The following is a 12,242-nucleotide window of genomic DNA, read 5'->3' on the forward strand; positions in this document are numbered from 1 at the left end:
AGTGGTTTTTGTGTGTTTAGTTAAGTGTTAAAGTAGGAATTAAACACGAAGGATTATAATAATATAACGTATTAATAAGTTAACTTACTAACACAAAAACTATTAAAACCATGTTTAAAACAACAAACTCAGCAAGAATTAGTACAATTAATTGCTCGTGGCGGCAGTTAATTTGTACATTTTTATTCCTATCTGTAATTTTACCTGTTCTCCCTCATGGAACAGTAACTTATCCTCCAAGTCGTATTTGGACTTGTTTTCAGGAAGACCCAGAAAGTCCAGATTCTGCAGCGTGTATTGCAGCGGTAGCCTCTCATGGTACGCAGCCTTTATACGATTGGAGTGAGATTAATCAGGCCAATGCGAATGGAGATCATAGAAGGTATGTGAAAGATGGTAATTTGGCGAGTGGAGGAAGACCAGATAAATATGGGGGGATGGATCAGGTTAGATCTGATTGGTTATCTACCCTGGTTTCTCCTGGACCATTCACTGTTACCTGGACCAATCATGCTCCGCATGCAACTGCGTATTATGAAGTATACATAACCAAAGAAAGTTGGTCCCCAGGACAACCATTGACATGGGATAGCCTGGAACTTTTGGTACGAACACCTCCGAGTGGTCCCGAAAGGATAGTCAATATTCCGGTAACATTGCCAACCAGAACAGGAAAGCACGTTATCTATAGCGTATGGCAAAGGTCAGATAGTGCAGAAGCATTTTATTCGACCAGTGATATTCATTTTGATGGAGGAGATACGGATACGCAGGCTCCTTCTATTCCTACGAATTTAAGAGCTTCAAATGCGACACAAACGACAGTTGATTTAGCCTGGGATGCAGCTACCGATAATATAGGAGTATCAGGATATGATGTATACAGAGCAAATACACATGTAGCTACAGTGACAGATACTTCGTATCAGGTAACTGGATTAGCAGCAAATACTGAGTATTTCTTTAGAGTAAAAGCCAGAGATGCAGCAGGAAATCTATCAGATTTCAGTAGCTCTGCAAAGGCAACTACCCTTCAGGATACCGGAGGAGGAAGTTGTTCCGGTATCTCACGATATGCAGCAGGAACTTCCTATAATCGAGGTCAGGAAGTGCAGCATGCAGGAGGAAAATATAAATGTACTGTAGCTGGCTGGTGTTCCTCAGCATCTGCCTGGGCATATGCTCCCGGTACTGGAACCTATTGGAGACAAGCCTGGACAAAAACAGGAGATTGTAATGGAGGAAGCTCAGATACACAAGCTCCTTCTGTTCCTGCTAATTTGAGTACATCAAATATTACACAAACAACTATTGATCTCTCCTGGGGAGCAGCTACTGATGATACAGGAGTGATAGGGTATGATGTGTATCAGGGAAGTACTGTGCTCAGCACTGTATCCGGAACATCATATCAGGTAACAGGATTAGCAGGAAGTACCACATATTCTTTTAGAGTAAAAGCGAAGGATGCAGCAGGCAATCAATCTGATTTTAGTAATACTGCAACAGCAACAACACTTACAGATACCGGAGGAGGAAGTTGTGCAGGAGTATCACAATATGTTGCAGGAACATCCTATACCAGTGGTGAGGAAGTGAAAAATGCAGGAGGAAAATATAAGTGTACGATTGCAGGTTGGTGCTCCTCTGCAGCAGCTTGGGCATATGCACCTGGAACAGGTTCGTATTGGCAACAAGCTTGGACAAAAACAGGTGATTGTAATTCAAATGCACTGTATGCTCTTTTCCCTACAGTAACACAAGGAATTGTTAACTTTAGCGTAGCAGATAAAAATGCTGAATCGATACGAATAAACTTGTATGATATTACCGGGAAATTAATGAATTCGCAAATATATCAAGGAAACCAAAAATCTATTGCACAAGACCTATCTACCCTTAAAAAAGGACTATATATCTATAGAATATATATTGATGGAAAAGTGTATGTAGAGAGAATTCTTAAAAAATAATTGTTTTTCGAATTATACAGGGAATTACATTAATAGTTAATTACCTGTTACTATTTTGAAGGTAGTACAAAGCTATCAAAGGATTTATCCTTTGATAGCTTTTTGTTTTTAGTTGTAAGTACGTCCATTGGAGAATAACTGATACACTCAACTGATATGAAATTATAAGTTGATACAAAACAAGCCTTGTTTTATGTATCCAGATAAAGAGGTTATACAATCGAACTATTTTTAGATTCTTTCGTATCTAAATTTGAGATAAACTAAAAAAAATAAATAATGAAAAACAAATTTTTAATTTTCAGAAACATTTCTCTAGGAGTTATTGGGGGCTTTATGATTGCAAGTTGCCAAAAAGAAAGTGTAGAAGAAGTTTCACTATCTACAGAACAAGAGAACGTAATTACTTCCTTTGATACAAATAATATAAAAGGAGAGTATATCGTAGCACTAAAAAAGTCAACAATTAGTCTGGATACCAGAATAAAGACGATACTAAGTACTAGCGACATTGATGCTTTTAAATTGATATCTAAATTCGAAAACATTTTTCAAGGTTTTGCTGTAAAAAACATTACTGAAGCAGAACTGGCTAGGCTTAGAGAAGATCGTAATATTGATTATATCGCACCTAATAGAGCATATCAGGGAAACTCAGAACAAAGTATCCCTCATACAGTTTTTCCTAATCTTCCCAATACAAAAAGAACTGGAATTGATCCGCATCGCGGGCAACTTCCATTACAAAATATAGATCATACGCCTACTAGTGCTACTTCATGGGGAATTACTAGTATAGGAGGTTCCCGAGATGGTAGAGGGAAAGTTGCCTGGATTATTGATTCTGGAATTCTTGATACCCCGGAGTTAAATATAGACAGAAGACGAAGCAGAAATTTCCATCCTGGAAATGGAGGACCTGAAAACTGGCAAGATGGACCTACTTTACATGGAACAAAGGTAGCAGGAGTATTAGCCGCAAAAGATAATGGAATTGGAACAACAGGGATAGCAGCAGGAGCAACAGTAGTGTCGGTTAGAATATCTGATGCTTCTAGTAATAGTAATGATTTAATATACTTAAGAGGTATAGAATATGTAACAAAACATGCTAAAAGAGGAGATGTATGGAATTTCAGTAATGGTTTTAGAGGTCATTATCGATCAAAAACATTTAATGATGCATTTAAAAAATTAGCAGGAGTAACTTATGGAGCGGTAGCAGCGGGTAATTTTGATGAAGATGTATTTCTAAGAAGTCCTACAAATGAATATATTGATGGGATAAAAGTAGTTGGAGCTCATGATAATACATTGGAACCTTCTGGTTTTTCGAACTTTGGAGTAAAAGTATCTCTATGGGCTCCAGGAGAAAATATTCCTTGTATTTATATAGCAGATCGGGGAGGGTATTTTATAGATGATGGTACTTCTTTTGCTGCTCCATATGTAGCAGGAATGATGTTGATATTGGGAGGAGATGCTCCCACAGCCGGACAGATTAATAAAAATGGTCGTTGGGCAGGAATTGCTCATTGGTAATGATATAATTTTATAAAAGAACAACTGCACTTTTAGTATATTTTAAGGAATATTCAGTGTTTAGTTATCGCATTATAATCTATAGAACCACCACTTTTTAGTGGTGGTTTTTTTTGATATGATAAACAGTTTAAAAATGGTATTAATGAATAGGCTGTTTTGAGAGATATAAGCTCTGATTTGAAGAAGGTTAATGTGTTTTTTTAAGTAATTTAATAAACGCAGTCTTTGAATTTTAGCATTTTGTTATCAAAAGAATCATCGTAGAGGAAATAGTATAAGTAAGTTATATAAAAAAAGAGACAAGTTAATTAAAACTTATCCCTTTTCAGTGCGTCCAAATATACTTGGTTTATTTTCTTTTTATAGCTTATCTGCTAGTATTAGACAGATAAGAAAGAAATAGTAACGAAGTATTTAAATTATTACAGCTTCTCTTTTATCACTCTTGGATCGTTAAGAGACGTAAACCCATTCTTCGTTTATATAGGCTACTTTTCGACCATTGTAATACCATTCGTTATTATTTCTTAATACAGTAAGACCATGTACCTTATATGTTTCACCATTTTTGTAGATACTTTTAGTGCCATAAAGTGCTTGTATCCCATTAATATCATCCTGATCCAATTGTACATTAGGGGTATATCCTCTGTAAAATGCAGCCATGATAGCATTGCTGTTTTCACTATGACGTAATCCTAAAGAATGACCAAATTCATGAATAGCGACCTGAAGAAGATTTGTTCCTATGTATGTGTTATCAGTAAAATTTTCAGAATCATCAAAGTGACAATCTCCTCCATATTGAGGGAAGTAGGCATGTGCCAGCGTTCCTCCTGGTCCATCAAAAGGATCGCCATCACCATGTTCGTGTTTACCAAATAAAATTTCAATGCCTTTGGTTCCAAAAACTTCGTTAGAAGTACTAGCTTGAGGAAACTTTAGATTGGTTACATCTTCCCAAAAAACAAAAGCTTCTTTAATTATCCTCTCTTGTTCGGCAACAGTCAACCCACTAGAGGCAGCCTTACTCTTATCAAAGTACCAAGGTACTGTTGCTACTCCATTTCTTCTTCTCCATTTCGAACCTTGAAGTGCATATTTAGCAGATGATTTTGTTTGATCAATCAGTTCAGAAATAGGACCAAATTTTGTTTCCGGACCTTGACAAAAATGGAACTGCTCCCCGGTTTTTACAATTTGCGGGGTTTTTTGAATAGCAACAACAAGGTTGTCTTTAGAAAGGGCGTTAATTTTATCAGAACTCAGTAAAGCTCTTATAATGAATGGAGGTAACCCATTTGTATTCTGTGTTGTTAAGTTATATTTGTTTTTGAACTGGGTTATTTCTTCTTTTTTTAATGCAGCCAGGTTGATAAGACAATCTTCTTCTTGACTATCCTGAGTATTAAAAAGAATTTTATACTCACCTTTCAGGTCGCTTACCATGGCTAAATTTTTTACCTGGTCAAGCTTAGCCTCTTTTGAGACTACAGCGTATATAGCTTGTTTATTTAGCCAATACTTGCTGTGGATTCCTAGTTTTTTTAAGTTTTGTGCGGTGGGTATTGCTCCTTCAAAAAATAAGATTTGACGCGAATCCTTCCTTGATTTGGAACGTATTGATTTAGAAGGGGTAGGAAGATATACTCCTTTTTTGAAATGTATCTCCGGAAGGTTACTATTCGAAATAATAACAGCATCAGATTCCGTATTATTGGTTTCAAAATCTTGATCTTTTTCACAGGAAATAATGAACATTCCCAGCGTGGCTAATGCAATTGTTTTATAGAATTTATTATACTTCATTTTAATGTAAAGTTTGTGTGTTTATGATTTTATAAAATCTTAATTTAAATGACGTATATACGATATGAGCGCTTTATTTGGAAAGCAAAAGTATATCTAAAAAAAGAACTAAAGAGCATCTGATAATAGAATTAACCTTCGTTTATAATAAAAAATTAACGATTAGTTAAAAACGATGTGTTTTGTGTTGTTTTTTAAGAATAATATTGTGATAAAAGTGTGTTTTTAGGAATATGGTTGTGAATAATAGTGATGTTTTTGGGGTGTATATAGAGTTTCGTTTGCTTTTATGAGATGCTGATTAATTCTCTCACGCGCTTTTTTAATAGTTTTTAAGAGACTGAATAAGTTCTATAGGAGATAGGTATTTAAAATACCTGGTGATAATCTCAAATTTTTTATCTAGAATAATTATTGCGGAAAGTGAAAATGGGTGATTTCTTCGTGAAACCAAAAGAAGTGGAATTTTATGTGTTGAATGTCGTTTTTTACCAATGTGCTCATTTATAAATATGTCATTACCAAATACAATAGTATCCGTACTTTCGGGATTCATTTTTATGGCATAATATTCATTATTTAATATTGAAATAATAGTTGAGCCTTTAAAAGCTGTTCTATCCATTTTTTGCAATAGATACACCAGTCAGTATAAAAATCAATAAATACTTTTTTTGGGTTTACGGATAGGGAATCTTCTAGTTGTTCATATGAGAGCCAGTTGATATGATTATTCTGTTATGCCTTTATAGTTTTGGATAAGAGTAAAGGATGATCATAAATTTTTAAACTAAAGGTCGCATCCTTTTTTACTTTTTGAATGGTAGGTGAAATTGATGATTACGACCTTTAATTAATTTTTAATGATTTTTTCCAAGCTTAATACCTACAAAAAATGTACGAGGCAGGTTAGGACCATAAATATAATCAGAATCTCTGGTAGGACCGGTATCGAAATCATCCTGATAGCTGTTGAAGAGGTTTTTTACCCCTCCCGTAAAGGTGATCATAAAGTTTTCATTAAAGTCAATATGGCTTTCCAGTTTTATATTGAGATCAAAGAAGGGGTGTACCTCATTTAACTGTAGAAAACCAGTATCACTAACAACTAACGGAACGATCATTTCTCCAGAATAGGTGCCAGTTACATCTACATTAAATTTTTTATTAGGTAACCAGGTTACATTCAGGTATCCGTAAAGGTTGGGAACTCTTACAAACTCTTCAATGACAATATCACTTTCTCCAGGCGTTCCATCACTTTCAAATAGCAACTGAGGGTCATTGTATTCAGTACGTTGAACCGTTCCTCCTAATTGAAAACGCCATTGAGGATCTGGTGAAAGCCCAAATTCGAAGTTCGTTCCAAATACTGTTGCATTTTCCCCATTACGGACTTCTTCTAAAATAGAACCATTTTCCAGAACGGCACCTGTACTGATCAAGGTAAAAGGGTCTTCTATAATAGTATAAAACCCTTCTAGAAGAAAATCTATTTGTAATAAATCTATCGTTTTTGAATAATTCAGTGAGCCAGTGAAGGCATTAGAGTATTCTGCATCCAGCTTATCAGACAAAATAACAAATTGTGGTTCACCTCCTACGCTTGAGATATGTAGATCTTCATTAAAGGCTTGTGGAGCTCTAAATCCACGTGCATACCCCCCGCGAAGTCGTAGCTTTTCTGTCAGCAGATATGATATTGTTAATCTTGGCGATAGTGCAGTCTGGCTGACATCAACATCACGAGCAATCCCACCAATGGTATAATCACCATCAACCTGTATATTGTCCAGTCGAGTTCCTAGAAGGGCAGTAAATTTTTCTGAAGGTTTCCACTCGTATTGAGCATAAGCTCCAAAGGAATTTACACTTTGGTCAATCATTCGTTTATAACCACTTATTACATCTTCAGTATTGGTAATGTTGTATTCTATACCAGTAGTTAATACATCTTCATTTTTAAAGTACTTGGTATATTGCGCTCCATTTATCCAGGCTAAATCTTTAGTGGTTCCAAAAGCGTTATTTGCCGTGATGCTATCCTGATGGGTGCGTGCACCACCAAGACCACCATAATAGCTGTCTCGATTGGTGTAGGAGGCAGAAGTGTACAATTGAAATTTATTGGTATTGTCTTTACTGTTAATTTCATAGTCTATACTACCGATAAAGGTATCATGATCTAATTCTTCTGTAATATCGGTAAATTGTGGCGCTAGATCTAAGCGATCACCACCACGACGGTACTCGCGAATAGCATTTAGGTTTATAGATACTCGACTACGCTCATTGGGTTTCATAAAAGCTTTGGTTCCTACAGTGGTATTGCGTAACTCGGTAATTTCTGTGAAACCATCGTTGTTTGCATCATATTCATCTCTATTGCGATAGGCACCATATAAGGTGACACCACTGGTAAGGTCATCAGCAACAGTAGTGACATTGAAGGTCATATTTTTGTCGAGAGCATCTCCATCTATTATACTCATATTATTGCCTATTTCCCAGGTGTTTAATATGGGATCTTTAGTAATTACATTGATAGTCCCTGCAATTGCGTTAGAACCATAAAGGGCAGATCCGCCACTGCGTACTACTTCTACCCGGTCTATGATATTAGTAGGTATTTGTTCTAATCCGTAAACGCCTAATAGAGAAGTGAAAACAGGTCTGCTGTTTAACAAAATTTGCGTGTAACCGCCATCCAGACCATTTAGACGGACTTGTGTAAAACCACAGTTTTGACAATTGGTCTCTATTCGCACACCAGGGGCGTAATTTAATCCATCTGCTAACGACAGTGACTGTGTAGCAGTAAGTAACCTTGGCTTTATAGAAGAGACCACTACGGGAGCCGTTTTTCGTTCTACTCGATTTCTTGTTGCGCTGACCACTACTTCCTCAAGACCTAAAGCATCTTCTACCAGAGAGAAGTCAATGGTAATATTTTCAGATTGAGTATTATTTATTTCTTTTTTTTGAGTACGATATCCTTGTGATTGTACCACCAAGACTACATTTCCAGCAGGGATTTCCAATTTGTAATTACCATTGATATCGGTGTTTGTACCTACCGTACCATTTTCGATATAGACAGTTGCGAATGGTACGGGAAGTTCTTTGGATTGAACCTTACCAGATATAATAAAGTTATTTTCCTGAGCTTTTATTGTTGCTGCCGAAACTAAAATCAGCAAGCAAAATACTATGTTTTTCATTTTAAAATTACAGTTATTATTGATTTGATTGAATTATGATGAATGGTAATGATCTCTGGCTGTTTTGAGATAATTACTGATTTTTAGTGTTATTCCAGTGATACTAATAGCTGTTAGATTCGTAAGTAGCCCCTTCTTTATTATCATTGATCTTTATCCCAATGACATTTAGTCGGTCTCTGATATAATCAGAGAGCGCAAAGTTTTTATGATTGCGTGCCTGTTGTCGTACCTCGATCAGAATATCCATTATTTCCGGAAGTAGTTTATTTTGTAGGCTCGTTTTCGGGGATACACTTATGCCTAAAACATCAATAAGAAAACCTCTATAGGTGTTTTGGAGAAGAGTTAATGTTTCTATTGAAATGGTACTTTGTGTCTGTTTCAGTATTTGCGCCAATCCCAGAAGTTTAAAAAGGCAGGCAATGACCTCGGCTGTATTAAAATCGTCACTCATTTTTTGATAACAATATTGGCAGGCGGTCAATATCTGTGAAGATATGTCATGATCGATATTTTTTGATTGATTGGTTTTTAATTCATCGATGAGCTTTAGCCCTTTCTGTAATTTTCCACAAGCTATTTCAGCAGCCTTAAGTGCCTGATTTGAAAAATCAATAGTACTACCATAATGTGCCTGTAACATTACAAAGCGGACAGTCATGGGGCTATAAGCTTTCTCTAGTAATGGGTGATCTCCACTAAACATTTGACTAAGGGAAATAAAGTTGCCTTTGGATTTAGCCATTTTATAACCATCCAATGTCACCATATTATTATGCATCCAATACCGAACAGGAGCAGTACCAAATGCGGCATAGCTTTGGGTAATCTCTGCTTCATGATGTGGGAATTTAAGATCCATACCTCCTCCGTGAATATCAAATGGAAGGCCAAGATATTTGATACTCATAGCTGAACATTCTATATGCCACCCTGGAAATCCTACTCCCCATGGGGAAGACCATTTCATAATATGCCCGCTATCTGCTTTTTTCCATAAAGCGAAATCAGCAGGGTGTTTCTTCTGTTCTTGTCCCTCCAATGCCCGACTTCCAGATAGGAGGTCATCCAACACACGACCGGAGAGTTGTCCATAATGATATTTTTCCGAATAGCCCAATACATCCAGGTAAACAGAACCTTCACTCTCATACGCAAAACCGTTGGCTATAATTTGCTCAATCATTTCAATTTGCTCAACGATATGACCAGAAGCTGTAGGTTCTATAGATGGAGGTACTACATTGAGTTTAGCCATCATATTGCGATACAAATTGGTGTAATGTTGAGCTATCTCCATAGGTTCAAGTTCTTCGAGTCGGGCTTTTTTGGCAATTTTATCTTCACCTTGGTCATTGACTTCATCCTCAAGATGACCTACATCTGTAATGTTTCGAACATAGCGGACCTGATAGCCTAAAAACGTTAAATATCGATATACAATATCGAATGTAATAGCCGATCGGGCGTGTCCCAAATGTGGCTCGCCATATACAGTAGGACCGCATACGTACATACCTATCTTTCCTTTTACAAGGGGAGTAAATAGTTCTTTTTCTCCAGAAAGTGAGTTTTTTATATAGATAGTTCTATTGTTCATTTTTTAGCGCTTAAATATTGCTTACTGTTTGATTTCTTGATGATTAAAGCATCCCGGACATATTCCCTTAAAATATCCATAGTACCTCTTTCGTATTCATTATAGACATCCAGATAAGTCATTAGAATTTATTCAACAATCCTTTTTTAGTATTTATAACTTTATATAAATCAGTCGTTCTTTGTGTTTGTAATGCATGTTAAGTGTATGATGTATGGTGTCATTCCATAGGGGACTTTGTTGCAAATATAAGGGATATTAACACAAATGCAACAGAGTTGCATTTGTGTTACGGGTTTGATTAAAAAATATATGAGATCAGGGGATCAAAAACTATGATTTAGAGGTTTTGGCACTGTATATTTGTAGAAAACCCGTTGAAGTATCATGAGATCCTTTTTTCGAGTAGTTCCTTTCTAAATGTAAATAAAACAACAACGTTTATAGTATTCTTCACTATTCTGTAATTAATAATTGGTGTTGTATAATGTATTGAAAATAAATATGTTATTTTGATGTGGCTTTAAGTTGTAGATACTCTTTTAAAGAGCTTGTATTGCAAATAAAGTACAGTAAAAGTATTGCTAATCAGTGTTTTGTGGTTGGTTTCGTGTGCAAGCTCTATTAATCTGTCCTATTGAGTGATTTCGATGAAATAATTATCGGTTTTTTTTGATATAAAATCAATGAATCATTAAAAACACACACTTTTTTTAACAAATTATTAATAAAAGTAGGGTTTTGGCTTTGTATGTAGTATAAAATTATGTTAAATCGATGGTGTAGGTTTAATTATTTACGAAATTCCCCGGATGTACCAACGTGTACTTACACATATAATCATGTTATTTTTTGCAGTTTCATTCCTTGCACCTAGGATTGCAAACTTGCATGTTTTAGATCATTTGTTAGATGATGATACTGCAATTTCTTGTGAGCTTTGTGATTTTATAGTTTATATTAATTATCAGGATTTAATCAATGATCATACTTCTTACATAGAAACGAAACGACAAAATGTTCCAAGTTCTTTTGTTGTTGAAAATCGATACAATGCTCCTAAAGAAAAAATTGTTTCTCCGATAACAATTTATAATAAACCTCCACCTCTTATATAAATAAGGATATACTAATTTTATTTATAGAGATCATTAAGAAATACTAATGGTGTGTTTTCTCAATGATTTTGTTTATTTCATTTTGTCCTGCTTCCAGGATATCATTGTTTAATGGTATTGAGAATAAATGTTTTATCGTTTTGAGTTCACATCAAAACAAGATATTACTCCATATAGAGTATGGTATTTCCTTCATAGTAGATGACTCTTAAGTTCTAACCGAACTTAAGCATACCAAGTATCAAACTTTTTTACATCATATATATGTTACAAGCTATAAACCTTACCAAAATTTATGGTAAGTATGAGGCACTGAGTCAGTTGAACTTATCGGTAGACAAAGGAGAGATTTTTTGTTTACTAGGTCAAAATGGTGCCGGAAAAACAACCACAATAAATCTGTTTTTAGGACTATTAGAACCGACTAGTGGGGAAGCTTTGGTTAACGGTGTTACTGTTAAATCCAATGATAATAAAACCACCGGAATGATTGCTTATATCCCAGAAGTTGTTCAATTATATGGAAATCTATCAGGAATTGAAAATCTCAATTTCTTCAGTAGGTTAGCCGGTTTTAAATATACAAATACCGAGCTGCATCATTTTTTATCAAAAGCAGGACTTCAGGAAACAGCACATCTTAAGAAACTATCTTCTTATTCAAAAGGGATGCGGCAAAAAGTAGGTATCGCTATCGCTCTTTCCAAAAATGCAGATTACATTTTTATGGATGAACCCATATCAGGATTAGATCCTAAAGCTACATTGGAATTTACTGAAATCTGTAAAGAATTAAGTCATGAAGGGAAAGCTATTTTTATGGCTACTCATGACATTTTTAATGCGGTAAATGTAGGTACCAAAATAGGCATTATGAAAGAAGGAAAACTGGTTCATACTTCAAACACTGATACTATTAGTGCCACAGAGTTACAAGCACTATACTTAAAAACGATCTAAACGAAAAAACATT

8 protein-coding genes are annotated in these 12,242 nt (G+C 35.4%); 4 read left to right on the forward strand and 4 right to left on the reverse strand.

The genetic code is table 11. The features are described from left to right. Positions 1-110 precede the first annotated feature (110 nt). On the forward strand, positions 111-1,973 hold the full coding sequence (locus ACFSTE_RS14535; RefSeq protein ID WP_176027100.1) for a lytic polysaccharide monooxygenase: 1,863 nt from the start codon (positions 111-113) through the stop codon (positions 1,971-1,973). A gap of 279 nt (positions 1,974-2,252) precedes the next feature. Then, positions 2,253-3,515, forward strand: coding sequence for a S8 family peptidase (locus tag ACFSTE_RS14540; RefSeq protein WP_378253556.1), 1,263 nt, complete (start codon positions 2,253-2,255; stop codon positions 3,513-3,515). A gap of 456 nt (positions 3,516-3,971) precedes the next feature. On the opposite strand, the gene ACFSTE_RS14545 is transcribed toward ACFSTE_RS14540, so the two are convergent. The 4 genes from ACFSTE_RS14545 to cysS all read right to left on the reverse strand — a co-directional run bounded on the left by ACFSTE_RS14545 (position 3,972) and on the right by cysS (position 10,151). Further along, entirely contained in the window at positions 3,972-5,327 is a 1,356-nt protein-coding gene (locus ACFSTE_RS14545) for a matrixin family metalloprotease (RefSeq protein WP_378253558.1), read from the reverse strand. A gap of 322 nt (positions 5,328-5,649) precedes the next feature. After that, entirely contained in the window at positions 5,650-5,952 is a 303-nt protein-coding gene (locus ACFSTE_RS14550) for a hypothetical protein (protein WP_378298215.1), read from the reverse strand. A gap of 235 nt (positions 5,953-6,187) precedes the next feature. Continuing rightward, entirely contained in the window at positions 6,188-8,548 is a 2,361-nt protein-coding gene (locus tag ACFSTE_RS14555; protein ID WP_378253562.1) for a TonB-dependent receptor, read from the reverse strand. Positions 8,549-8,651: 103 nt separating this feature from the next. Continuing rightward, positions 8,652-10,151, reverse strand: a complete 1,500-nt coding sequence (gene cysS, locus ACFSTE_RS14560) for a cysteine--tRNA ligase (RefSeq protein ID WP_378253564.1) — start codon at positions 10,149-10,151, stop codon at positions 8,652-8,654. Positions 10,152-10,993: 842 nt separating this feature from the next. On the opposite strand from cysS, the gene ACFSTE_RS14565 reads away from it, so the two are divergent. Continuing rightward, on the forward strand, positions 10,994-11,269 hold the full coding sequence (locus ACFSTE_RS14565; protein ID WP_176027094.1) for a hypothetical protein: 276 nt from the start codon (positions 10,994-10,996) through the stop codon (positions 11,267-11,269). Positions 11,270-11,533: 264 nt separating this feature from the next. Further along, positions 11,534-12,229, forward strand: a complete 696-nt coding sequence (locus tag ACFSTE_RS14570; RefSeq protein WP_176027093.1) for an ABC transporter ATP-binding protein — start codon at positions 11,534-11,536, stop codon at positions 12,227-12,229. Positions 12,230-12,242 lie beyond the last annotated feature (13 nt).

The sequence above is a fragment of the Aquimarina hainanensis genome (assembly GCF_042684685.1).
Lineage (GTDB): Bacteria > Bacteroidota > Bacteroidia > Flavobacteriales > Flavobacteriaceae > Aquimarina > Aquimarina hainanensis.

Coding starts and splice junctions, on each gene's coding strand:
- ACFSTE_RS14565 (WP_176027094.1), top strand. CDS start 10,994: ATGTTATTTTTTGCAGTTTCATTCCTTGCACCTAGGATTGCAAACTTG.
- ACFSTE_RS14570 (WP_176027093.1), top strand. CDS start 11,534: ATGTTACAAGCTATAAACCTTACCAAAATTTATGGTAAGTATGAGGCA.
- cysS (WP_378253564.1), bottom strand. CDS start 10,151: ATGAACAATAGAACTATCTATATAAAAAACTCACTTTCTGGAGAAAAA.
- ACFSTE_RS14540 (WP_378253556.1), top strand. CDS start 2,253: ATGAAAAACAAATTTTTAATTTTCAGAAACATTTCTCTAGGAGTTATT.
- ACFSTE_RS14550 (WP_378298215.1), bottom strand. CDS start 5,952: ATGGATAGAACAGCTTTTAAAGGCTCAACTATTATTTCAATATTAAAT.
- ACFSTE_RS14535 (WP_176027100.1), top strand. CDS start 111: ATGTTTAAAACAACAAACTCAGCAAGAATTAGTACAATTAATTGCTCG.
- ACFSTE_RS14555 (WP_378253562.1), bottom strand. CDS start 8,548: ATGAAAAACATAGTATTTTGCTTGCTGATTTTAGTTTCGGCAGCAACA.
- ACFSTE_RS14545 (WP_378253558.1), bottom strand. CDS start 5,327: ATGAAGTATAATAAATTCTATAAAACAATTGCATTAGCCACGCTGGGA.